This window comes from Paraburkholderia sp. UCT70 (assembly GCF_050434085.1).
Classification (GTDB): Bacteria; Pseudomonadota; Gammaproteobacteria; order Burkholderiales; family Burkholderiaceae; genus Paraburkholderia; species Paraburkholderia tuberum.
In genome coordinates this window covers 863,368-887,416 of record NZ_JBNPVZ010000002.1, presented here as the reverse complement: position 1 = coordinate 887,416, position 24,049 = coordinate 863,368, and the positions used below count along the sequence as shown (strand labels likewise).

Sequence of the window (24,049 nt, the reverse complement as noted above, 5' to 3'; positions counted from 1 at the left end):
TCCCGCTTCAGCCGTTGCGATCCTTGCTGCGCGGTCGGGCACTTCCAGGCCGAATGCCGTGAGCCGGAGTTCGTCCGCGCAACTCCATCCTGGTCTGATATGACGGCGAAGCGTGCACGAGCGCGTTTTCTCGATGAGATCTGACCGGGTTTTAATGATCGCGGCTGATCGCGCGCATGGAGCAGCACGAACCGAATAGGTAATCGGGGCGCGCACCCTTGCTATTGCCACGATGCTGCGGATTTGCTTCATGCGGTCGTGGTCGGTCTGTGAGGACCGGCGATGGAATAGGCGCGTCTCGGCAGGTGTAAAACCACCAGCAGATCCCCACATAATTCGTGGCATGCCCGTTACCAAGCCTGGCTCGCCTGCTACGCCCGGCGCGGCAGACGTACGGCGAATGCGGTCTCTTCTTTATCTGACCGCGCCTCGATCGCGCCGTGATGCGCCTTGGCGATTTCGCTCGCGATATACAGCCCGAGTCCAAGGCTGCCTTGCGCGTCCTCGTTGATTTTTCGCTCTGGACCTCGCTGAAGAGGATCAAAGATGCGCTCCAGCAACAGTCCCTCGATGGCTGGTCCGCTATTGCAGACTTCGAAGCGCACCTCGGCCTCCTCGCCAGTCACCACGACGCGAACGGGCGCGTCGCGCGCGCCATATCTGAGCGCATTCAGAACGAGATTGCCGAGCAGTTGCTGCAGACGCGGACCGTCCCAGACACCCTGAACGTCACCGTGCACCTCAAGCTCGATCTGCCGGTCTGGATGGACTGCGCGCAACTGGTCCAGCTCATCAGTGAACACGTTCGTCAGATCAACGGGAGCAGGTATGACGTTAATACCTAGCCCGAGCCTTGTTCGGTTGAAATCGCACAGATCATCCAGAAGTGCCTGCATCCGGGCGCCGCTGCGCACCAGACGGGCTGCAGCTTCTGAAACGCGCTCCCCCGCATTGAGCGCGGACAGATATGAAGCTGTCACCTGGATCGTCTGCAGCGGGCTCCGCATGTCGTGTCCGAGCATCCCAAGCAACAGATTGCGAGCCTGATCGACTTGTGTGCTGAAAAAACCGAGTGATTCGGCCAGCGCCTGATCGATGGCCTCGTTGAAGCGGATGATGTCATCCAGATGAGGCGCATCGGGCTGACACTCATCCATCCACAAACGCAGCACGCTTGCACGCAAAGCGCGGTATTCCGCAGCCAGCTGGTTGATGTTGAAACCGCCTCGAGCGCGCAGGACCGCATGGGATTGCGCAGCTGTCTCCGGCGCATCCGTCAGCCGGGGTGCCCTCCCCAAGGATTTTTCGTGCTGCGCTTCCCTGGTCTGCGAAGTCTGCAAATCCCTGGCTACTGCTTCCAGAATCTGCTGCGCGTGGTCGCGCAACGCGAGGGAGCCCATGTTGCCAGCGGCTGGCAGCAGCGTGGCGGCAAACGCCTCCCACTGCGCCAGAATGGGCTCCATTTCCTGCACGATAAAATCGGACAGTCGCATGCCTACTCCGGCGAAGAAATTGAGGAGATTTTTAGCCGAACCGATATTACGCGCCAGTTGGTCGCGGGATCCATCGGGTTTACACCGTCTTGGACTACTTCGAGGTAGTCCATGTACTCGTAATGAACCGCCTGGATTTTCTGGACAGTGGTGAGCGTTCGTGTCCGGCCTTTCATGAAACGCCACAACGATTCGCCGCACGCCCCTGAGCGGGGAGAACTGGAGCGGCAGGTCGAATCGCTTCGACGCGATATCCGCCAATTGCAGCTTGAACACGACATCCTGGAGAAGACCAATCAATTGCTAAAGGAGACCTAGGCGTCAACCTGCAGCTCCTGACCGACCGGGAGAAGACGTTGCTGGCCGGGGTGGCTCTCACGTATGCGCGACGCGAAGCTGATTCGGTCGATGTCGCGCAAAGGGTGCTCGTCCGACAATGCGGCCCACGCAGTCCCGCCGATACGCTGTGTGCTCGCTCTCTTTCCGACGGCTCTTTCTCTTTAGACCTGACGCTTAGGTGATCCGATGTCCGTACGGCCCCCTGCTATTCGAGTTCTACTCTCTCGGGTACTGTGGTCGTCAAGCAGAGGCACCGGTTTACCAGAACCGATGGGCAAGCGATTGGATCGAAACGCGTGACCAACATCCCGCTGCATCTTCCTCTGATGGCGAATGGCCGGCCTGCACGCCAATCCCTCTCTCGTTGCGTCCGTAGGTGAGACGTCTGTCACCCGAAGCACGCGTGCAACCAGTCCTGCGCCCAGTTCTTCGCATAGGCGATCGCGTCCTCGCGTGCGTCGAAGCCTGCCAGATCGCCACTCGAATGAATCTCGTACCCGGTGCCGTCGGCACGGCTGCCGCTGATGCGTGCGTGGGCCATGTACTCGCCGTCGGCCCGCCGGGGGGTGGGGTCGATAACGATCAGGGTGGAATTGAAGCGCATGGTGTTCCTTTGGGGTTATCGCTCGATTGCGACTGTCTCAGAGGGGCGTTGAAAAGCGCGACCTAGGTGCTCAGCATGGCCATGATTTGTCCGGCCTCGCGATCCGAATCGCAGCTTGCCATGCCGCGTTCGCATAGAAGCGCACGAATCGACATGAACATCAGAAACGCGCCCGCATCGATCTCGTGACGGCGGTCATGGATGAGGCTATCCAGTTCGCCCTGCGCGCCGGGCGGCAGAAACCGATCGACGATGTCATCACCATTGCACCGAATCCATTTCAGCAGGTCGTTTCTTTCCATACCAAACTCCAATGTTTGCAACGGCTCTGAGTCAACCACCAGCGGATGAAGTTCGAGCCTGCGGTAGAGACGGGAACCGGTCGTGATCGGTACCTTTGAGGCTGTCTCATTGTGTAGCGGAAAAGACGGAGCGTAGCGACGTGTGCCACTGCGTCCGCTGCCCTTCAGGAAGTCGGCCACGTTTCGGTTTTGGTGAAAGCGGATCTCCGGTTCCGTCGGGTAAGCAACTTAGGGACGCGAGGACCGGTCGCAGGTCGAGTGACGATTTCATGCTACGCCCATTGATGGATTTGTACAGAAAAACCCGTGCTCCAGGCGCCGTCAGAGAAGCACAGGGAACATGCAAGTCAACCCGGCACTTACGTACCGCAGCGCCGGTAGGCGACGGCGATCCGAAGATCCACATCGGACTGCCTCTCTTCTCCGGTTCATCATGTGGCGACGCAGAGTGCGCCTCCGACATGCGCGGCAAGCAGTCTCGACGTCAACAATTCAACGACGGCGAAACGAAGCGCGCGAAACTGCATTGCAGCCCCGTTCGCCCTTTTTGGCGGAAATCGATTCACCCTTTCGTCAGGTCATAAGGAGTTCCAGCGTTACCCGACCGCCTGCGAGGAGACCAATGCGGTGTTTGCGCCTCTGGCTCGACGCGGACGCACCCGTGACCACGCGATTGCCGAGCGTGACACGCAACGGCTATCCGGACCGACTTCATTTCGGGGGTATGTGTTCGTCGCGGAACAGCCGGGAACGCGTGGCCCGATTGGGCGACGAGACGGCGTGAGCCAGCGACGCCAATGGCTGCTCGACTTGCAGGTCTGCGGTACGTTTTTGCAGCCGGCCACATCGAATCTTCGGGGAAGGCAAAATCGCGAATCGTTCGGGAGGGTGATCGCCGGCGAGCGTCCCGAGTAGCATGTCGATCGCAGCCCTGTCCCGCTATTCCGGCAATGAGGTATGCTCACCGCCGGGTAAAGGGTCCGTTGCGCAGCGGAATGCGGCCATACCGGTCGCCAAAAGCTGGAGGCGCTGGCCGCCTTTTATGTGGGAGCGACGGTCAGATCAGCCATCAGGCAGACAGCAATTCGTCGCACGATCGAGCACATCGATGAATGCTGTCCGTCAGCGGCGTTTTCATATGTCGATGACCGAAGCGCCGCTCACCTTTCCATCGACGATGTCCTTTCCCTGCTGCCGGGCGGCTCGCCTTGCCGTACCGAAGTCAGAGAATGTATGCGTTTGGTTCAGCCTGAAGACCCGGCTTGCGGAGGGAATTGCTGTCGCCGCCGGACGACATATCCGCACCGCAATTTCGTAACCTTCCGCGTAACGGGAATGTCCGTCAAAGCGACTGAATGTGCGGGGAAAGACAAGGGGATGAAGTTCGTACCCCTTGTAGAGAAGAATCGGGTGTGTCGACATGTTGGTCACTCCACAGGGTATGGCTCACTATACGCTGGAACGGGTTACATCGGGCGGCGCAGACGCAGAGACTGTTACCAGAATTGTATTGACCGATAGTACTGTCGCGCGTACCTTGAAACGCGGGGTTGGCAAAGCGGGGCACTGCCCGGATTGTCATAGCGCTGGCTTAGATGGCCGGCGACGGCTGTCTGCCTAGTTCCACCTCCACGCTTACGTTGCAAACTCCTCAAGAACACCAGGTTCAACAGCGTCTGCTTGCCCTGCGCGATGAGGCTGGCCAAGGATACGGGAGCGACCCACTTCGTGAGTTCGGGACAGTGCGGTGCCCGATCGGACAAACGTGAGCGGAATGCCGGGTGAAGGAACGCTTGCGGATGTTAAGCACGAAGCTCGGGTATCCGCGTACCGGACAGCTAGCCAGGAAACTTCGTTCCGGTCGCCTCGTCGGTGTGGCTCGGGGGCGTATCTCCTTCGGCCAAACCTGCACAACGATCAAAAACGTGCTGCTTGCTGCGGCCAAAAGGAGTGACCTGATGACAACCATTCGCCATTATCGCGGTCTCGATATTTCCTTACTCGTGTATCCGCATCGCACGACTCAACCAGGATATGGTCACAATTACGAGGAAGGATTCGATGCGTCGATTCGCATCAGCGACCCGGATTCCATGACGGACAACCCGCGAAGTCGCTTATTCCGTGTGCCCGGCAAGAGGCCCTTCGTGAATGCCGGCGACGCAAGGCGCGCGTCGGTGGCCTACGCCGAAATGCTGATTGATACTGACGGCTTTGATCGCGCCATCCTGGAATCCCCCTGAGCGCTAGAGCCAGAACCCGAGTCTATGCAGAAGGTACCCGTGTTCGCGCGCGCCAGCGGCACGCCATCAACAATGTGTGTGATAAAGAAGTTGACCTTCTGATCGTCAGTCGCCACATGCTCGGCAGGCTATGCCAGTGCGACCGCATTGCTGCCAGTTCCGGTCATCGCCTCCTCAGGCGTCGACCACGAAGTAGATACCGTCATGCCCGAAGGGAAACCATGTCCATTCCATCTCGGCCGCATAGTGACCGATGGGTGATTGCCGTCCGCCCGCGCCTGCGTTCACACTTCGACCCATTCTGAAAGCTCAAGAGCGTCGTCGACTTCGATGCCGTGTGTAGAATGCCGAAGACGTCGATAGAGAAAATCCAGAAGTTCGCACTGAGCGCCCGGCTCAAACCGGAAGGTAACCGATCGATCGCGCGTGATGGTTGCGGGCGCCTAATTGCACGCGTCCTGACACCTAAGATGCGTTGAGCGTGCAGAACTGGCGCGTCTCCGTTAACCGCGCGTGTCGACCCAGTTGCGTGCCCAGCGTGTCGAGTGCTGCAACGCCTGCTCCTCACTCGTGAAGTAATCGAGCGAATAGAACTGGTATCGGCCGTCCGCGCGCTCGCTATCGGCGCGTTCTAGCAGCAGGTTGGAGGAAAAACTGCCGTCGGGCAAACGATGCGCCGAGGGCTGGACGGCATAGCCGTTGTATTGTTGAATTTGTTTGTTCTGCATTTTAGTTTTAATAATGTCGAGTGCGCGCGCGCCTTGCGAAATGTGCACAGGTACGCCGATTCAAAGGCATCTCAGGCCGAATCTGAAGCAGTCGGAAAGCGAAGACGTGGCGCTAATGCCAGAGGGGAAAATGAGCGCAATGAGACGTATGGCGCTTGGCAAGCTGCCGGCGAAACCGATGCAGCCAGGAGGGAACGCGCCACTTCAGGAAACAACGCTCCGTAAGGATGTCCCTGCAACCCGGCGTCCGTCGCGGAACGCCGGGCTCTTCAAACTTTACAGCGGCTTGATGTTAGCTGCCTGCAGACCCTTCGGGCCTTGCTTCGTTTCGAAGCTCACCTTCTGATTTTCAGCCAGCGTCTTGAAGCCGTCGCCGCTGATTTCGGAGAAGTGAGCGAAAAGGTCGTCACCGCCCTTGTCCGGGGTGATGAAGCCAAAACCTTTGCTATCGTTGAACCACTTAACGGTACCGGTATCCATGAAGAATCCTTGAGAAAAAACGGGAAAATGTGCTCCGTTGAAGAGCGTATGAAGCGTCAAGGAGGGAGAGGACAACGAATACCGCTGAGGAGCGAGCAATTGATGAACAGCAATCGAACTTCTTGAACTTCATGCGACACACTAACCGCCAAGTGGTACCAGCGTCAATACTTATCTTGTAACTGTTTCACGAGGCGGGGCCGTTTTGCAGACGAAGCGATCCAAAGACCGGGGGCGCTGCTCGAAGCTGCGAACCGGCACGCCTCGATCGATTTACGGATTGGCATACGATTTCGCTGTGCCTGTATGGCCGACATGCTCCATATGCAGAACGGACGCCATGTTGTCGCAATCGCAGTTAGCACGAGACACGCTCCCGAGCAAATTGAACAGGCGCTATCGTTGAAGGGCTGTCCTGTCCCCCCCACCCGTTACGGCTTGGCAGCAGAAATCTGCGAACGTCCCAAGCTGGACACAACGCATACACCTTCTGAATTTTTGAATTCGCGCAGTCACAGCTACTGCGCCATCTGCAGATCCACGATCGCCGCGGCGAGAAACCGTGCTGCTTCGCCGCCCGTGACGACCCGATGGTCGAACGTCAGACTAAGCGGCAAGATCCGATGCACGGCCGGAACGCCACTTACCGCCACGACCTGCTCGTGAATGCGCCCCGCTCCGAGGATCGCGACAGTGGGCGGCACGACCACGGGAGCTGCGTATTTGCCGGCGATCATGCCGAAGTTCGACAACGTGATCGTATTGCCGCGCAGTTCCTCCGGTGGAATCTTGCGTGCCTGGATGTCGACACGCATCCGGTCGAGGCCGCCGCGCAGATCCGCTGCGTTGCGGTGCGCAACGTCGCGCAATACCGGTACAAAGAGGCCATCCGGTAGATCGACGGCGATGCCGAGGTCGATCTTTTCCAGTACGTGGCGCCGTCCCGCATGTCCGTCGAACCATGCGTTGAGCCCGGGTTCGGCGCTGCATCCTGCTACCAGCGCACGGATCAGGCGGATCGTCACATCGGTATGTGGCGGCCACTCATGAATGTCGGCGTCGTCGATGACGGTCGCGGCCGCCACTTCGCTCTGCGCGCGCGCCATGTTCTGCGCCATCGCGCGCCGCACGCCGCGCAGCACTTCGGGCGGACCGAGCTGAGCGAGTATCTTCGCGACGCGCTGCACGTCAGCCGCCGTGATGACACCCTCCGCCCCCGACGGTGTCACCATCGCAAGATCGACATCAAGCTTACGCGCGAGCGCCCGCACCGCCGGGATCGCCTTGATTGTGCCGACACCCGTGCCCGGGCTGCCGCCGAGCGCCGCCGGCGCTTCGTGCACCACATGCTGGCCGACCTCCATATGACCGACCACGGTACCGGCATCGGCTTCGTCGGCCGCTCCTTCGAATGCGACGAGCGGCGCCCCCAGATGCACGATATCGCCGGGCTGGCCGAACAGCTTCGCGACTCGGCCGGATTGAGGCGACGGAATATCGACGATTGCCTTCGCCGTTTCCACCGACAGCAGCCGTTGATCCGCGCGAATGTCGTCGCCGCTCCTGACGTGCCACTCGACGATCTCCGCTTCCTGCAAACCTTCGCCGAGATCAGGCAGTTTGAAGATTTTCATGGCATCCCTACGCTTCCAGCGCCTGCCTGACCGCGCCAACGATGCGCTCAGTGCCTGGCATGTATTGATTCTCGAGTCTGTACAGCGGCACCACCACGTCGTAACCGGTGACGCGCTGCACCGGTGCGAGCAGCGAGTACAGTCCGCGCTCGGCGATGTTGGCGGCGATCTCCGCGCCGACCCCTCCGGCATGCGAGCCCTCATGCACGATCACGCAGCGTCCGGTTTTCGCCACCGACGCGAGAATGGTGTTCATGTCGAGCGGCTTGAGCGTCGCCACGTCGATCACCTCGGCCATTACGCCTTCCTGCGCGAGCAGATCGGCCGCGGCCTGCACGTCTTGCAACGCGCCTCCCCAGCCCACCAGTGTGACGTCTGCCCCATCGCGCAACGTAAAGCAACTGTCGAGTGGCAGCGCTTCGCCGTCATCCTCCACCGGCTGCCTGAAGAGCCGGTACAGCCGCGTCGGCTCGAAGAAGATCACCGGGTCCGGGTCCCGGATCGCCGCCAGCAGCAAGCCGTACGCGCGTGCTGGCGACGACGGCGTCACGACGCGCAGCCCGGGTATGTGGGTGAACAGCGCTTCAGGGCTTTCGGAATGGTGCTCTGGTGCGTGAATGCCTGCGCCGCATGGCGCACGGATCACGAGCGGACACGTCAATCGTCCGCGCGTTCGATGCCGCAGACGCGACGCATGATTCAGGATGTGATCGATGGTCGGATAGACAAACCCGGCGAACTGGATCTCCACAACGGGCTTAACGCCCATCGCCGCCATGCCGATCGCGCAGCCGGCGAGGGCGGTTTCGGCCAGCGGCGTGTCGATCACCCGCTGAGCGCCAAAGCGCGTCTGCAACCCGACGGTCGCGCGAAATACGCCGCCGTTCACGCCAATGTCCTCTCCGAGCAGCACAACGGCAGGGTCGTGCGCCAGTTCATATGCGAGCGCCTGATTGAGGGCGTCGACCATGTTGAGGTCAGCCATCGCCGCTCCCCTTAGCCGGCGCGAAACGTTGCGCCATCGCCAGTTGCTCACGCATCGCTGGGGGCAACGCCTCATACAGGTGATCGAACATCGCGGATGGGCCCGGAGGCGGTATCGCAAGGTACGCGTCGACGGCCTGCTCGACCTGCGCACGGCACGCCTTCCCGAGTTCCTCGTCATGCGCCTTGGTCCAGACGTTCACGTGCATCAGGTAGGTGCGCAAACGAAGCAGCGGTTCGTATTCCCATTGCTTGCCGATGACCTCGGCGTCGCGATAGCGCGTCGCGTCATCGGCCGTCGTGTGATCACCAAGGCGATAGCTGAGCGCCTCGATCAGCGTCGGGCCATCGCCTCGGCGAGCCTTGGCGAGCGCCGCGTGGACAACGTGATGCACGGCGATCACGTCGTTGCCGTCGACCTGCAGCCCCTCTATTCCTGCAGCGATCGCTTTTTGCGCGAGCGTTTGCGCAGCGCTCTGGTGGTTGCGTGGTACCGAAATCGCCCACTGGTTGTTATTGACGACGAGCACAAGCGGCGCCTGCCAGACGCCGGCCATGTTCATCGCCTCGTAGAAATCGCCCTTGGATGTGCCGCCGTCGCCGAAGATCGCCACCGCAACGCGCGGCTCGTGACGCAGCAGGAACGCGTAGGCTGCGCCGGCCGCATGGCACACCTGTGTGCCGATCGGCACACAGTTCGGAAAATCGTTACGGGGCACGCTGAAATCGCTGCCGCGCTCGTCGCCGCCCCAATACAGGAGACTTTCCGTCATCGTGACGCCGCGCAGCAATTGCGCGGCGTGATCGCGATACGAAGGGAACAGCACGTCGTCGGGCTGCATCGCGCTGGCGACACCGACACCGATCGCCTCCTGGCCAACCGACGACGCAAAGGTGCCGAGCTTGCCGGTACGCTGCAGGGCGACCGCCTTCGTGTCGAACGCCCGTGTCAGCACCATCGCGCGATAGAGCGGAATCAGCGCCGCCGGGTCACGTGCGAAGGCTGGCAATGACTGGACAGGCTCGCCATCGGGGCCAAGGTATTGCGTATAGCCGATATGAAAGCTGACAGCCGTCGTCATGTCCGCCCCCCATGTTCTTTCAGATTTCAAATACGTGCCGGAGTTCGCGCGCGAGCGCTACCGCGCTTGTGCCGTCAGAGTTCGGCGCGTACCAACTTGAGTTTAGGCAAGGGAAACACGTACGGGGGGCCAATTCCTCGCGGCCTCAACCACACGCAGCACGGCAACCAGGAATACGAACGCCCGATTGTCGCAATGCAGCAGCGGGTGGCCGGTTGCGCGGCCCCGGAAGCAGACGGGAATTGGGCCGGCATCCCGCCGGCCGCGGCCGCTCCAGGCGAATATCGGCCGGGCAGAATCGGACGAAGACCGGAACGCGCTCGCTCAGAGCACCTTGCATCCAGCGAGGAAGATGCGGACCGCCTCACGCGCGATTCTGTTGCGCTCCGATGCGCTGGGGCGCCTCCTGGTGGCGCCAAGCAGCAGTCGCGCGCGGACCCCGCCGAGTACCAGGTGTAGAAACTGCTCGGTAGCCAGCGCAACGTCATCGAGTTGCAATGCGCCATCGGCGACTGCCGAACGAAGATAGTCCGAAAGCGGCTCCATGCCGCGTAGTCCACCCGCCTTGTTGTAATACCCGCTGATGAGTTCGGGAAAACGATAGGCCTCGATCAGAAGCAGGCGATGCAATGCGATCATGTCAGGCCGCGTGCACACATCCAGCAGATGGAGCGCGACCTTCTCGAGGACGTGCTCTGGACGGCGCGCATCGAGCACGATATCGCCGAGCTGCGTGATCCATGAACGACGCAGCGTCTCGACGATTGCGCTGAACAGGCCTGCCTTGCTGCCGAATCGATCGTACAGCGTTTTTTTTGCAATACCCGCCTCTCGCGCGATGGCTTCAAGGCTGGTCTCGCGATATCCAGCGGCAAGAAAATGGCGCTGCGCAACATTGAGCAGGCGCTGCAGACGAATTTCGGACTCTCGCAGCGTAGGACGCCCGCCTGATCGGATAGGTTGAGTCTGTGTTTCGCGCGTCACGATCCAGGCCTATTGACAATGTCTACCGACGGCGGAAACTATACCGGCGCGTTTCCGTCAAGCTACCTGGGACTCGGGGCGAGGTCAATGGTCGATTTCTTTATCGAGCGTCCGATCTTCGCATCGTCGATCGCCATCATCATGGTGCTCGCGGGGCTCATTGCCTGGTTCAACCTGCCGGTGGAGCGGTTTCCGCAGATCACGCCGCCACAGGTTCTGGTCAAGTCGACCTATACGGGTGCGAGCGCGCAGGTCGTGGCGGACACCGTCACCGCGCCGCTCGAAGAGCAGATCAACGGCGTGCCGGGTATGAGCTACCTGTCGTCGGTGAGTGCCAACGATGGCACGTCCACGATCACCGTCACGTTCAACGTCGGCTACAACGTCGACATCGGCGCGGTCGACGTGCAGAACCGCATCTCGCAGGCGACAGCGCAACTTCCCAGCATCGTCAATCAGGCCGGCATCACCATTCAGAAGCAGAACCCGAACTTTGTTCTGGCGGTGAATCTCTATTCGCCAGACGGCTCGATCGATCCTGTCACCCTCAGCAACTACGCTTATCTCCAGCTCGTCGACTCGCTCAAGCGCCTGCCCGGCGTGAGCGATGTCACGATCTTCGGCGAACGCCGCTACTCGATGCGCATCTGGCTCGACCCCAACAAGCTCGCCGCGCTCGGCATGACAGCCACCGATGTCCAGCATGCGATCGCCGAGCAGAATGTGCAGGTCGCCGCAGGCAAGTTCGGCGAGGCGCCGGCGCCGTCGGGCACGACGTTTCAATACCAGATCAACACCCACGGCCAGTTGGCGGACGCGCAGCAATTCGGCAATATCGTGCTGCGCGCCGGCACGGCGAGCGACGCAACTGTGTATCTGCGCGACGTGGCGCGCATCGATCTGGGCGCACTTCAGTACACCTCTAGCGCCTCTGTGAACGAACACCCGGCGGCGCTGCTCGCCGTCTTCCAGTTGCCGAGCGCTAATGCGCTCGACCTCGACCAGCGTGTCAAGGCCACGATGCAGACGCTTGCAAAGCGCTTCCCGAAAGGGATGGCGTGGGGCATCACCTACGACACCACCATGTTCGTGTCCGCCTCGATGGTCGAGGTGATGAAGACGCTGACCTTTGCGCTGCTGCTGGTGCTGGGCGTCGTGTTCCTGTTCCTGCAGAGCTGGCGGACCACGTTCATTCCGATGATCGCCATTCCAGTGGCGCTCATCGGCACCCTCGCGATCATGCTGGTGCTCGACTTTTCGCTGAACACGGTCAGCCTGCTCGGCATGGTCCTCGCTATCGGCCTCGTCGTCGACGATGCGATCGTCGTGGTCGAGAATGTCGAACGCCAACTCGAGAGCGGGCTTACGCCCATGGCCGCGGCCAAGGCGGCGATGCGGGAAGTGACGGGGCCGATCGTTGCCACCTCGGCAGTGCTCGGCGCCGTGTTCGTGCCGATCGCCTTCCTGCCGGGCGTGACGGGCCGTCTCTACAATCAGTTTGCGTTGACCATCGCCATTTCGGTGGCGCTCTCGGCGTTCAATTCCCTGACGCTCAGTCCGGCGCTCTGCGCGTTGCTGTTGCGACGGGACAGGCCGCCACGGTTCATCCTGTTTCGCAAGTTCAATCAAGGCTTTAACTGGGCGCGCAACCACTACGCGAATTCGCTGCGCGGCTTGATCCGGCTGCGCTGGCTCGCGCTGGCGGTCTTCGCGTGTGGCCTGGGTGTGACCTGGCTGCTCCATTCGACGATCCCTTCCGCCTTTTTGCCGGTTGAAGATCCCGGCTATTTCTATGTGATTACGCAACTCCCGAACGGCGCTTCGCTGCAACGCACCGAAGCCGTGGTGGAGAAGACCCGCGCGATCCTGAGGGCGACGCCCGGCGTGGCGAACGTGCTGTCCATCAGCGGTCTGAATTTCATCACTCGCAGCACGACGTCGAACAGTGCGGCCCAGTTCGTGATCCTGAAGCCGTGGGACGAGCGAGGTGCGAAGCAGAGCGTCGCCAACCTCATCGCCACGGTACAGCCGAAGCTCAATCAGATTCCGGAGGCGGTGGCGCTTGCACTGATTCCACCGACTATTGCCGGCCTCGGCACCTTCGGCGGCTTCGATTTCGAAATCGAGGACCTGAGCGGCCGGGGCAGTGCCGCACTCGGCGAGGCGACCCAGGCCTTTCTCGCCCAGGCGCGGCAACAGCCTGAACTCGAGCGGCGCACCCTGCTCACCAGCTACAACACGTCGACGCCGCAATACGATTTCAATCTCGACCGCGTGAAGGCGAAGCTGCTCGGGCTCAACCTGAGCGATGTGTTCAATACGATGCAGATCTATCTCGGCTCGCTGTACGTGAACAATGTGACGCTGTTCGGCCGCACCTTCGAGGTGTTGCTCGAGGCCGACGACAACGCCCGCGGGAACCGCAGCGACCTGTCACGGCTCTACGTGCGCAACGCCGCGGGAAGCATGGTGCCGCTGGGCACGCTCGGCCGGCTCGAACCGACGGTGGGGCCGGACACGGTGCCTCATTACAACCTCTACGGTGCCGCGGAGATCACCGGCAGTGCGGCGCCGGGCTACAGTTCGGGCCAGGCGATCGCGGCGATGGAGCGCGCGGCGCGCGTTTTGCCGGCGGATTTCGGCTATGACTGGACGGGCATTACCTATCAGGAGCTGCAGGCCGGCTCGGTCGCGGGCATGGTCTTCGCGCTCGCGCTGTCCTTCGTGTTCCTGTTCCTCGCCGCGCAATACGAGAGCTGGACGTTGCCGTTCACCATCATCCTCACGGTGCCGCTAGCCCTGTTCGGCGCGCTGGGGCTGCTGTGGCTGCGCCACATGCAGGTCGACATCTATGCGCAGATTGGTTTCGTCCTGCTGATCGGGCTGGCGGCGAAGAACGCGATCCTGATCGTCGAATTTGCCAAGCGGCGCCGCGAAGCCGGCCTCGATATCGTCGCGGCGGTGACCGAGGCGGCCCGCCTGCGTCTGCGCCCGATCCTCATGACCGCGTTCGCGTTCATCTTTGGCGCCGTCCCATTGATGATCGCCGCCGGCGCGGGCGCCGCGAGCCGCCGGTCGATCGGGACGACGGTGGTAGGCGGCATGCTCGCCGCCACCCTGCTCAGCCTGGGATTCGTGCCGATCTTCTACACGGTGATCGAGCACTTGCGTGAGGCCGTGCTCAAACGTATCGGTCGCGCGCCTCGCGATGGCGGCGAGGCGGCGTCCGGGGATTGATCGGGGAGCAACGGCGCAATGAGAGTCGGCAAACTTCGCCTTGTAGCCACAGGCCTGGCGATCGCCGTAGTCGTCTGCGTCCTGTCGTTCACAGGTGGGGGAGCGCGACAGGCTACCGGCAGCCCGCCCGCGCCGGACCCGGCCGCCCCCACCGAGGTGCCCGTAACCCAGGTGGTCGAGCATACCGTGCCGGTTTACCTCGAATATGTCGGCACCACGGACGCGATCCGCACCGTCACGCTTCAGGCGCAGGTGACCGGCTACCTCGCGAAGCAGGGGGTGTCCGATGGCTCGGACGTGAGCAAGGGCACACTCCTGTATGAGATCGATCCGCGCAGTTATCAGGCGGCGCTCGATCAGGCGAGGGCGCAGGCGGCAAAGGATGCGGCGGCGCTCGAATATGCCATCGCCAGCCATCGCCGCAATACGCTGATGAGCGAGACGGGAGACGTGTCGATCGATACGCTGCAGCAGTCCGCGAGCACCGAGCATCAGGACCTGGCCGCACTCGCGGCGGATCGTGCGCTCATCGAGACGGCGCTGCTCAATCTCGACTTTACGAAGATCCGCGCGCCGTTCTCCGGGCGTCTCAGCCTGAGTCAGGTGCATGAAGGTGCGCTCATCAGCAGCACGGGGACCCAGCTCAACACCCTCGTGCAGCTCGACCCGATCTATGCCACCTTCAATCCGCCGGACACCGATCTCGCCACTATCCAGCAGGATCAGGCGAAGGGGACCATCGCGGCCGAGGTCATCGTCGGTCAGGGCGCGAGCCCGCAGTACCGTGGCAGGCTCACGTTTCTCGACAACAACGTGGGGCGCAGCAGCGGCACCATCACCGCGCGCGCGACCGTCGAGAACCCGGATCACACGTTGCTGCCGGGGCAATTCATCCGCGTGCGCCTGCACGTCGCGGACGCACCCAACACGCTGCTGGTGCCACAAGTGGCCGTCGGCTCCAACCAGCTTGGCAAATACGTCTACGTCGTCGGCGCAGACAAGCGGGTCGAGCAGCGCTACGTGACCCTCGGCTCGGACTACGGGCCACTTGTTGCGGTCAGGAAGGGCGTCGTTCGGGACGATTCGGTCGTTGTCGGCAATCTCCTCAAGCTCAGCCCCGGCATGGCCGTGAAACCGGTTGCGGCGAAGCCTTCGTAAACGGCCCGTAACATGAGGAGCGCGCAGCAATGACATCGAACCCCGGCTTTGCGCGTCACCCCCGGGCAGCATGTTGCCGCAGCGCCGCCTGCGCGGCGCTTTCGGCGGCGACGCTGCTTGGCGGCTGCGAAGTCGGACCTGACTTCGCGCCACCCGGGCCGCCGCAGGTCAGCGGCTATACGCGGGAGCCGCTGCCGGAGCGAACCGTCGCGTCGGACGTCCACGGCGGCGAGGCGCAGCGTTTCGTGCAAGCTCTCGACATTCCGGGGCAATGGTGGACGCTATTCCACTCGGCTGCGCTGAACGCACTCGTAGAACGTGCGCTTGAGGCCAACCCGAGCCTGCAGGCGGCGCAGGCCACCCTTCGCGAGGCCAACGAAGCGCTTTACGCAGCACAAGGGGCGCTGTTCCCGACGGTGAGTGCGGACATCTCGACTGCTCGCGAGAGGATTTCGGGCTCGCCGTTCGGGATCTCGACCACGGTGCCGGTCTTCAGGCTCAACAACGCCTCGGTGAGCGTCACCTACCTGCTCGATATCTGGGGCGGTACGCGCCGGCAGATCGAATCGCTCGCCGCGCAAGCCGAGTACGAACGCTTCGAACTCGAGGCGAGCTATCTGAGCTTGACGTCGAACGTCGCCACGGCCGCCGTACAGGAGGCTTCGTTGCGGGCGCAGATTGCAGCCACAGAGGAGATCGTCGACATCGAGACGCAGCAACTCGCGGGATTGAAACGGCAATTCGCGATCGGCGCCGTCGCCAATGCGGCGGTACTCGCGCAGGCGGCCACGCTGGCGCAAACACGCGCGCAGTTGCCGCCGCTGCAAAAGCAACTGGCGCTGACCCGCAATCAGCTCACGGCCTATCTTGGCCGCTTCCCGAGTGACGAGCTGGTCGAGACGTTTGATCTCGCGTCGCTGCAGTTGCCCGACACGTTGCCGGTCAGCCTGCCGTCGACACTCGTCGAGCAGCGTCCGGACATTCGCGCGTCGAAAGCGCAACTGCACGCCGCAAGCGCAGAGATCGGCGTCGCCACCGCCAATATGTTGCCGCAACTCACGCTCAGCGCCGCCTATGGCAGCGAGACCAACGATGCGCTGTTTTCGCCGGGAAGCGCGATCTGGAACCTGGGAGCGGGACTCACGCAGCCCCTCTTCGAAGGTGGAACGTTGCTGCACCGGCGCCGCGCCGCAATTGACGCTTTCGATGCAGCAGCGGCGCAGTATCGCAACACCGTCATCTCGGCGTTTCAGAACGTGGCTGATGCGTTGCGAGCGCTGCAATCAGATGCGGACGCAGTGGTGGCCGAGGCAGCAGCCGAGCGGGTGGCGGCGGACAGCCTCGCTGTGTCCCAGCGCGAGTTCCACGTTGGCGCGATCAGCTATCTTGCGCTGCTCGACGCGCAGCGGACGTACCAGCAGGCCCGCATCAGCCTCGTCCAGACTCAGGCCACCCGGTATTCCGATACCGTCGCACTCTTTCAGGCTGTCGGCGGCGGATGGTGGAACCGCAGCGATGTGGTGCGTGACCGCGGCTAATGATCCTCATCGCGGGCATGCCCTCCCGTCGCCCGGAACCATGCGGCACAGTCATGGTCCTGGCAAGCCATTCCGGACGGCTCGGATTGTCATCCTGTCGGCCCGCAAGCAGACCGCTGGCAAATCCGGTTCGAGTGGTTCAGAGTGGCCGTAAGTGGAGGGTCGACCTTCTCTATAGCGGCCGTTCGCTGCCACGCAAAATCATGGCTTCTCGAATGGCCGGATTGGCCGACTATGCAAAGCTCGTGATTATGCAAAGTTGCCTCGGAAAGCCGCGAAATCTGCCGAGGCGGTTCGACTAACTGGCCTCGTATGCTTTGCATAATCGCGGTGTCTGTCGTAGCCGGTACCGCGATCGAAGCTGACGTCAGACGGCTAATCAAAGCCCTCGAATTTCGGAGCCGTCGAAGTTATGCGTATTTTTGCCGGGCTTTGTGAAATCAGCTGTAGCTCGAAGCTCTTGGAACGTCGCGGACGCATCACCGCCGACAAAACGCAAATTGTGGCGCCCAGTGAAAGCCGAATCAGGAACGCCATGCTCACCGCACGGCGATCCGGGAATCAACCCTCAATCGGCGTTTGTGCCATCAAACTCCACGAGTTCAACCCAGTTCGCGCCCTTGCCGACCGGATACTGTCCGATCGCACTCAACTTGCCAGTCTTACGATCGATGTTGTAAACGCTAAGGCTCGTCGATAATTGCCCGACAGCCAGCAAGTACTTGCCGGACGGATCGATATTGAATCCACGCGGTTGCTTTTCGGTCTGATATGTACCGATACGCGTCAGCTTGCCAGAGGCAGCGTTCACCTGGTACGCCGCGAGCGTGCTCGATGTGCGCTCCGATGCAAACAGGAATCGCCCGTCCGGGGTCAGGTGGAGATCGGCCCCCCACGGATTGCCGCCGGAAAAATCGGGCGGCAGGATCGAGACTGTTTCGACCGGCTTGACGGTGTCGCGGGTGCTATCGAAGGCGAGTACGTGCAGCTTGCCGTCGAGTTCATCAATCAGGTACGTGAAGCGATGATCCGGCGAGAATACGAAGTGACGTGGTCCCGATTTCGGCGGCAACGAATAGGCGGGCGCGGTGTCCTCCGTCAACTGCCCATTCGAGGCGTCGAACTTGAGACGAAGCCAGGCATCCGCGCCGAGAACCGACGCGAATACGAAACGGTTGTCCGGAGCGTTGCGGATCGCATGAGCCATCGGGCCGGTCTTGACGGTCTGCTGTACGTTGCCGACCACACCATCCGCGCCGACCTGGTTCACCGCCAGAAGATTGCCGCCATATGACGCGGAAAAGAGGTAACGGCCGTTTGCGTCCGTCGAGATATACGCCATGCTATCCGCAAGCGGCGCCCTGCCGAGTTCGATCAGCCGGCCATCGAGCGGATTGACCGCAAAGCTCACCACGCGATAAGGCTTCGAGCGCAGTCCTGCGTAGAGCCGAAGGTGATCCGGCGAAAACGCCATCGGCATCACCGTTGCACCGACAGACACAGTCTCCACGGGCGCAAGCGAGCCGTTCGACTTGTCGAGACTGAAAACCGAGATATCCTGACTATCTGCATTCGATACATATGCATACGTCGCGGCCTGTGACATGCCGGAGACGGAAGCACCGAAAATCAGAATTGCGGTGGCGCCCAGCACGCCTTTAACGTTCATGTTCATACCCCAGCTAGAAACGGTTTAGATTGTCTGAATCGACCAGCGTTTTGCGTCGGTCAATCGGAGCTTCTATTGCGCGGCGAGGCGGAATGCCGAGACTGCATTCGTCATTGACTGCGCCTGCTGTTCGAGCGCGCTCGCGGCAGCGGCGGCTTCTTCGACGAGTGCCGCATTCTGTTGAGTCACCTGGTCCATCTGCGTAACCGCCTGGCCGACCTGTTCGATGCCCGTGCTCTGCTCGATCGTTGCTGCCTTGATTTCATTCATGATGGTGGCCACGCCGCGCACGGCGCTAACAATCTCCTTCATCGACTGACCCGCCTGCGCGACCAGACTATTGCCGTTAGCCACGTCCTCGACCGAGGCGCCGATCAAGGCCTTGATCTCTCGGGCGGCGTCCGCGCTGCGCAGAGCTAGACTGCGAACTTCGCTTGCGACCACGGCGAAGCCGCGTCCCTGCTCACCGGCCCGTGCCGATTCGACCGCCGCATTCAGCGCAAGGATATTGGTCTGAAACGCGATGCTGTCGATCATCCCGGTGATCTCGGCGATCCTCCGCGAACTCTGGCTGATTGAATTCATTGTCTGGATGGCGCGCTCGACCACTTCGCCGCCATGCTCGGCGACATCGGCTGCGCTCGAAGCCTGTGCACTTGCCTGCTGCGCGTTATCCGCGTTCTGTTTGACGGTGGACGTCAATTGCTCCATGCTGGCCGCGGTTTCTTCCAGTGCCGCTGATTGCTGCTCTGTGCGGCTCGACAGATCCACATTGCCCGCGGCAATCTCGCGCGCGCCGCCGTGAATGGCCTCGCAACTGTTGCGCACGTTCGCCACTGTCTGAGCCAAACCACGCTGCATCCGCTGCATCGCCGCGAATAGCTGACCGATCTCGTTGCCGCTCGCCTCGGGGATGCGCGCTGTCAGATCATTCGCCGCGATTCGATCGAGCAGATTGGCGGCGTCGTTCAGCGGAGTTGTTACGATGCGCCGCAGCGCGAAATGCGCAGCGACGATCAGGACCAACGCCGCGCTCACTCCGAAAATGACCAGGCTGACGACCCACGTATATTCGCGATCGACCTGCGCGATGGCATCGTTCGACAACGTGTTAGCCATGCTCTGGAATTTCTCGACATTCACCGAATACGCCACACCGGTTGACGTAATGTCGTGATCGTTGATAGCGGCGTAGGCGTTCGTATCGCCGGCACGCAGAGCATCGGAGGCTTTCTTCAGAATCGCGGCGAGGTTGACTGACGATTCGATCAACTGCTGCTTCAACCCGTCGTCCTGGCCACGAAAAACGGCGGCGCTTCGAAACGACTCGGTTTCCGCAGCCGCCCGGTTCATCGTCGTTTCGGCGCTCTTCAATGCCGAGTCTCGCGTCGTCTCGTCGTTGCGCTCCTTTAGAGCTGAGTAGGCTCGTGTCAACGCGGCTCGAGTGCGTGTGGAGTCCTTGTATGCGTCGTTGACGAGAATTTCCTGCGTCGCAATCTGATGGATGCGGTTGAGATTGGCATTCGCGCGGCTGAGCGTGGCGACACCGATCACGCCGCCCAGCAAAATCATCGCCGCAAAGATCAGGAAGACAGTCAGGAGACTATTTCGAACCGATACGTTTCTCATGCCGCTTTTCAACCCGGTGTTGTACGATGACCTCTTTATCGGCAGATTCCGCGATCTCTTTAGAAAATGGGCATGCAGATAAACTTTATGCCGGGACATCAGACTTCTGGTGGAGCGCTTCAAGGGTCTTCGTTGCCCCCGTGCGGCGCTTTGACCAGCGGACCGATGACAGTGCGGTACCCCGTGCCCCGAAGCAGCCTGACGCGCTGCGGTCATTCGGCTCAGCCTGCCGAGCGTGTGATCGCAGGTGGTTCAGCGGGGCTGCGCTACCCGGTGGATAGGTCACCTCGGACAGCACAAGTTCGCGATCACTGCCAGACATTGGTATGCGTTCAAGCACCGTCCGCGTGACACCTTGAAACCCGCTCGCCCGGGTATTGGGAGGATTGACAGGCTCAGACATGGGAAAACTTCTTCAGATACCGTCCTCGGCTAACGTATGCAGTTCGTGGGAAACTGCAATGGCGATAGTCAGATACTCGTTCTCTCGTACCTGCGCAATTGCTACGCCTGATTCGCCTCGCCAAATCGACGCGAAGGGTTGCCCTGCCAATACAGGTAGCTTGTAAGCCGAGATGCGCCGTATCCCTTCGCCACTCGGCCCGCTTTTCAGCCGACCATTTAGCGCTTATCGAATCAGGATTTCATAGCCGACATGCGAAACGCGCCATACATCAAAAGCCGATTGCTGATCGTCGCGGCGTTCGCATTGCCAGCGTTCGTGTTCACCAGCGGCTGTAAGTCCACGGTGACGCCGCCCTTGACCGCGGCGGGGAAGATCGCCACTGATGACGCTGCGCTCGCCGCCCGGGTGAAGCAGGCGCTCGTCGCGACCCCGGAACTGAGACCCTTGCCGATGAGCGTCGCGACGTACCGAGGCGTCGTGCAGTTGTCAGGATACGTGGATTCGGAGGCACAGATTCAGAAAGCGCTTGCCGTGACGCGCGGCGTGCCGGGGGTGCAATCCGTGAGCAACGATCTGCACCTCAGGCCGCAATGATACGGTGGCTATTGCTGGACCAGATCGTACGCCGCAAGCGCCGCAATCTGTGTCACGCCACCGTCCACGGGTAAGCACGTGCCAGTAATGAATCGCGATTCGTCGCTGGCGAGAAACAGCGCGGCGGCCGCGACGTCCCATGCATCTCCCTCCAATGGGAGGGGCGCGATCTTGCGGCGACGTTCGCGAGCCTTATCGTCAAGCATGCTTTCCACCATTGGCGTAAAAATATGCCCCGGAGCAATCGCGTTGGCACGAACCTGATCGCGGCCGTACATCACCGCGAGTTCACGCGTAAAGCCGACCATTCCCGCCTTTGACGAGCCATACGCGGCCGACCCGTGGCTGCGGATGCCTGCGACCGAACCGATGTTGACGATGGCCCCGCCCCCGCGCGCCACGATCTTCGGCACCGCACTTCGGCTCATCAAAAACGCACTTTTCAGATTGACGTCGATCACACGGTCCCAGGACGCTTCGTCGACGTCCTGCAATCTCCCCGGCGCGCCTGAGATACCGACGTTGTTGATGAGAATGTCCAGACCTCCATACCGCTGAATGGTCTCTTGGACAATGCGCGCACAGACAGCGCCGTCCGTGATATCGCCGGTCGATACGAACGCTCTGCCGCCCGCTCCCGTGATCAGCGCGAGCGTTTCCGCCGCCCGCTCGTACTGCTGATCGACGAGACAGACGGACGCGCCCTCCGCCGCAAAAAGACAGGCAATGGCCTTGCCCGTGCCAAAACCCTGACCGAGCGATCCTGCGCCGGTCACGATCGCGATCTTGCCGCTTAAACGTTGATGAAAGATTTTCGGAAACAGGCATGCTGTTATCGGTTGATGAAATTCGATTGTCATCTTGAACGTTCGAGCGAGCACCTGCACGTTCACGTTCAAGCCATAACTCGCCAGGAGGCTGCCGATGGTCGAGCTTAGTCTCCCGAAGCCAATAATGCAACGTACGGTTGCATTATTGGCTTAGATCATGTCGATTCGCCCACCGTGCCGTGATCCACCAACGCCGCGCCAAAGCGTGCCGCATACGCGGTGTTCACTGCTTCGGTCTGGAAGCGGGTTTCGTTAATCGCAAAGATGAAGTATCCATACGCGAGATCGCGTCGATAGTCGTTCCACGCTTCGTCGAAATCGGGCGCCTCGACCCCGCCAATCGCCAGCTGCGAAAGATAGTGTTCGAGCAGCGACCGCTCCCATGAGCGACGGTCCTCGATATCGAGTGCGCACCCTATGTGATAGGCGACCTCGAGGCTCCAAGGCGCCCGACTGACCTGGGCATCGAAAAAACCTGGCGTCCCGTCAGCTTCGACGTACAGATTTCCCAGATGCGTATCGCCGTGAATGAGGCATACCGGTTTGCTCTTATGTTCGCGCGCAATGCGCGCGAGAGATGCCATCATCCAGTCCCGATCGTGCAGATACCGACTTACTGCCGCTCCTCTCGGCAGCGATATGTAGTGGGCCCAGACGTCCGGTTCGAGGTATCGGTTCTGGTATTCCAGCGACCAGTCCGAAAAACGCTCTCCGACCCATTCGAGCCGACCGCCCTTGTCGAACTCCCGGCTGTTCCATGTTTGCGCGTGATAGCGCGCCATCGCACTCAACCGTAGGGCGACTTGTTCGTAGCCCTGCGATTGCTGAGCACGGCAAAACTGAACGTTACGCTCGCTCAGGTCTTCCATCACTACGACTGATTGCCAGGCGTCAGGATCCGTGCCTGCAAAAAAGCATCCAGGCGCGTTCATATTAATGAACGGTAGGACGTCGCGATAAAAACGCATTTCGTTGCGGTACATGTCTCTCATCGAAGGACTGTGATCCTCGAAACCGCCCTTGACGATCATGCGCGCCGGCAGCGCCATTGCCTGTCCCGCCTCGTTGTACTCGAGTGCGACGCGTACCTTGGTCGACGTACCCGGCAATACCTCCACGTGCCTGCACGAAGTTACTTCGGCGCCGGGAAATCGGAACGCGATCGCGGAGGTCAGCCACTTTGCGGTCACTTCCTCAACAGCGACAGGCATCGCCATGTCACTTACCACACCAGATTCCGACATGGTCCCTCCCGAAGATTGCAAACAAAAAGACGCGTGCGCATCGTCGCGCATACCTGCTCCCCGTCGCAACATGGGGAAAACCACACCTCGCCTATCGTTGCATATTTCGAATGGCGTGCATATAGTTGCTTGCAAATGCAGCTACTTTTTTGGCAGGAAATCGATGAATCTACCCGACTCCGTCACGCTCGAGCGAGAACCGGCTGGCGCCGAACTCGCACAGAGACTTGCGCCAGAGGAATACCGTACTGAAGATAGTGTCGCGTTCAAGATGAACCTGGTTCATCTTCTACTTGGGGCGGAAATCGACGGAAAGCTCGCTGCGAGCGAGCTTTCAGCAATACAGTGGGGAATCCTGAAAGCACTGTACGACCGACGTGCTCGCACACCTACTGCCTTGTGCCGGGTGCTGCTCGCTGACAGCAGCATCATGACCCGCAAGCTCGATTCGCTTGAAAAAAGAGGATTGATTGAACGAATTCGCAGCACTTCCGACCGACGCTGTGTCGAGCTCACACTGACTGCAAACGGCCGCCAGTTGTTGCGCGGAACCCTGCCGCACATCGTCGATGCAAGCAATCGGCAGCTTCGCGGCTTCACGGTCGAAGAAGTCCGAACCGTCAAACATTTACTCGATCGGATGATCGTCAATCTGAGCTGACTAGCGATAGCAAGCTCGGAATGGACCAGCGTCTGCGCCCCAAGTCAACGCGTATCGATATTTGAAAAGGAGCTTTTATGGAGCACCCCGAAACAACAGAAAGGCAACGCGGGAACCCGACGCAGGAGCCCAGCCTCGTGCCGCTGCCGGTTCCTCACGTATACCGCGGTCGCACTGTCACCGGAAGCGCCATCAGGCACGTGTCGCGTG

20 protein-coding genes and 2 pseudogenes are annotated in these 24,049 nt (G+C 61.1%); 7 read left to right on the top strand and 15 right to left on the bottom strand.

Features of this window, described 5'->3' with window-relative positions; all coding sequences use genetic code 11:
• Nucleotides 1–371: 371 nt before the first annotated feature.
• Nucleotides 372–1,493 (bottom strand): sensor histidine kinase, encoded by a 1,122-nt coding sequence (locus tag OKW41_RS06345; RefSeq protein ID WP_429571903.1) that lies wholly within the window; start codon nt 1,491–1,493, stop codon nt 372–374.
• A gap of 174 nt (nt 1,494–1,667) precedes the next feature.
• Between OKW41_RS06345 and OKW41_RS06340 the strand changes: the two are divergent.
• Nucleotides 1,668–1,855, top strand: a pseudogene (locus OKW41_RS06340) (IS3 family transposase); the annotation flags it as partial.
• A 365-nt stretch (nt 1,856–2,220) separates the two neighbouring features.
• Here OKW41_RS06340 and OKW41_RS06335 read toward each other — a convergent pair.
• From OKW41_RS06335 to OKW41_RS06320, 4 genes and pseudogenes are all read right to left on the bottom strand, one after another.
• Nucleotides 2,221–2,436, bottom strand: coding sequence for a hypothetical protein (locus tag OKW41_RS06335; RefSeq protein WP_429445532.1), 216 nt, complete (start codon nt 2,434–2,436; stop codon nt 2,221–2,223).
• Nucleotides 2,437–2,498: 62 nt separating this feature from the next.
• Complete coding sequence (locus tag OKW41_RS06330; protein ID WP_429571902.1) at nt 2,499–2,918, bottom strand: hypothetical protein; 420 nt, start codon at nt 2,916–2,918, stop codon at nt 2,499–2,501.
• A gap of 312 nt (nt 2,919–3,230) precedes the next feature.
• Nucleotides 3,231–3,502: pseudogene (locus tag OKW41_RS06325) on the bottom strand (translation initiation factor IF-1).
• Nucleotides 3,503–3,872: 370 nt separating this feature from the next.
• Nucleotides 3,873–4,160, bottom strand: a complete 288-nt coding sequence (locus tag OKW41_RS06320) for a hypothetical protein (RefSeq protein WP_090810393.1) — start codon at nt 4,158–4,160, stop codon at nt 3,873–3,875.
• A 536-nt stretch (nt 4,161–4,696) separates the two neighbouring features.
• Between OKW41_RS06320 and OKW41_RS06315 the strand changes: the two genes are divergently transcribed.
• Nucleotides 4,697–4,981, top strand: a complete 285-nt coding sequence (locus OKW41_RS06315; RefSeq protein ID WP_090810391.1) for a hypothetical protein — start codon at nt 4,697–4,699, stop codon at nt 4,979–4,981.
• A 503-nt stretch (nt 4,982–5,484) separates the two neighbouring features.
• On the opposite strand, the gene OKW41_RS06310 is transcribed toward OKW41_RS06315, so the two are convergent.
• The 6 genes from OKW41_RS06310 to OKW41_RS06285 all read right to left on the bottom strand — a co-directional run bounded on the left by OKW41_RS06310 (nt 5,485) and on the right by OKW41_RS06285 (nt 10,873).
• Nucleotides 5,485–5,709 (bottom strand): hypothetical protein, encoded by a 225-nt coding sequence (locus OKW41_RS06310; RefSeq protein WP_184032310.1) that lies wholly within the window; start codon nt 5,707–5,709, stop codon nt 5,485–5,487.
• A 276-nt stretch (nt 5,710–5,985) separates the two neighbouring features.
• On the bottom strand, nt 5,986–6,189 hold the full coding sequence (locus tag OKW41_RS06305; protein WP_012428559.1) for a cold-shock protein: 204 nt from the start codon (nt 6,187–6,189) through the stop codon (nt 5,986–5,988).
• 518 nt (nt 6,190–6,707) lie between these two features.
• On the bottom strand, nt 6,708–7,823 hold the full coding sequence (locus tag OKW41_RS06300) for a dihydrolipoamide acetyltransferase family protein (RefSeq protein ID WP_429571901.1): 1,116 nt from the start codon (nt 7,821–7,823) through the stop codon (nt 6,708–6,710).
• Nucleotides 7,824–7,830: 7 nt separating this feature from the next.
• Complete coding sequence (locus tag OKW41_RS06295) at nt 7,831–8,808, bottom strand: alpha-ketoacid dehydrogenase subunit beta (RefSeq protein ID WP_429571900.1); 978 nt, start codon at nt 8,806–8,808, stop codon at nt 7,831–7,833.
• A complete protein-coding gene (gene pdhA / locus OKW41_RS06290; protein WP_429571899.1) occupies nt 8,801–9,889 on the bottom strand; it encodes a pyruvate dehydrogenase (acetyl-transferring) E1 component subunit alpha in 1,089 nt (362 codons plus the stop codon). The genes OKW41_RS06295 and pdhA overlap by 8 nt, the downstream gene beginning before the upstream one ends.
• A 324-nt stretch (nt 9,890–10,213) precedes the next feature.
• Nucleotides 10,214–10,873 (bottom strand): TetR/AcrR family transcriptional regulator, encoded by a 660-nt coding sequence (locus OKW41_RS06285; RefSeq protein ID WP_429571898.1) that lies wholly within the window; start codon nt 10,871–10,873, stop codon nt 10,214–10,216.
• Between the two features lie 87 nt (nt 10,874–10,960).
• On the opposite strand from OKW41_RS06285, the gene OKW41_RS06280 reads away from it, so the two are divergent.
• Genes OKW41_RS06280 through OKW41_RS06270 form a run of 3 tightly spaced genes read left to right on the top strand, consistent with a single transcriptional unit; the run spans nt 10,961 to nt 16,806 of the window.
• A complete protein-coding gene (locus OKW41_RS06280) occupies nt 10,961–14,110 on the top strand; it encodes an efflux RND transporter permease subunit (RefSeq protein ID WP_429571897.1) in 3,150 nt (1,049 codons plus the stop codon).
• A gap of 18 nt (nt 14,111–14,128) precedes the next feature.
• Entirely contained in the window at nt 14,129–15,268 is a 1,140-nt protein-coding gene (locus OKW41_RS06275) for an efflux RND transporter periplasmic adaptor subunit (RefSeq protein ID WP_429571896.1), read from the top strand.
• 29 nt (nt 15,269–15,297) lie between these two features.
• On the top strand, nt 15,298–16,806 hold the full coding sequence (locus OKW41_RS06270) for an efflux transporter outer membrane subunit (protein WP_429571895.1): 1,509 nt from the start codon (nt 15,298–15,300) through the stop codon (nt 16,804–16,806).
• 568 nt (nt 16,807–17,374) lie between these two features.
• Here the strand turns inward: OKW41_RS06270 and OKW41_RS06265 are convergent.
• A complete protein-coding gene (locus tag OKW41_RS06265) occupies nt 17,375–18,475 on the bottom strand; it encodes a lactonase family protein (RefSeq protein ID WP_429571894.1) in 1,101 nt (366 codons plus the stop codon).
• Nucleotides 18,476–18,547: 72 nt separating this feature from the next.
• Nucleotides 18,548–20,104, bottom strand: coding sequence for a methyl-accepting chemotaxis protein (locus OKW41_RS06260; RefSeq protein ID WP_429445514.1), 1,557 nt, complete (start codon nt 20,102–20,104; stop codon nt 18,548–18,550).
• A gap of 655 nt (nt 20,105–20,759) precedes the next feature.
• Between OKW41_RS06260 and OKW41_RS06255 the strand changes: the two genes are divergently transcribed.
• A complete protein-coding gene (locus OKW41_RS06255; protein ID WP_429571893.1) occupies nt 20,760–21,104 on the top strand; it encodes a BON domain-containing protein in 345 nt (114 codons plus the stop codon).
• Nucleotides 21,105–21,112: 8 nt separating this feature from the next.
• On the opposite strand, the gene OKW41_RS06250 is transcribed toward OKW41_RS06255, so the two are convergent.
• Both OKW41_RS06250 and OKW41_RS06245 read right to left on the bottom strand, forming a co-directional pair.
• Entirely contained in the window at nt 21,113–21,997 is an 885-nt protein-coding gene (locus tag OKW41_RS06250) for an SDR family NAD(P)-dependent oxidoreductase (RefSeq protein ID WP_429571892.1), read from the bottom strand.
• 92 nt (nt 21,998–22,089) lie between these two features.
• Complete coding sequence (locus OKW41_RS06245; RefSeq protein ID WP_429445509.1) at nt 22,090–23,229, bottom strand: phosphotransferase; 1,140 nt, start codon at nt 23,227–23,229, stop codon at nt 22,090–22,092.
• Between the two features lie 112 nt (nt 23,230–23,341).
• Between OKW41_RS06245 and OKW41_RS06240 the strand changes: the two genes are divergently transcribed.
• Nucleotides 23,342–23,839 carry a MarR family winged helix-turn-helix transcriptional regulator gene (locus tag OKW41_RS06240; protein ID WP_429571891.1) on the top strand — a complete coding sequence of 166 codons (498 nt, stop codon included), beginning with the start codon at nt 23,342–23,344 and terminating at the stop codon, nt 23,837–23,839.
• The last annotated feature ends 210 nt before the right edge of the window (nt 23,840–24,049 follow it).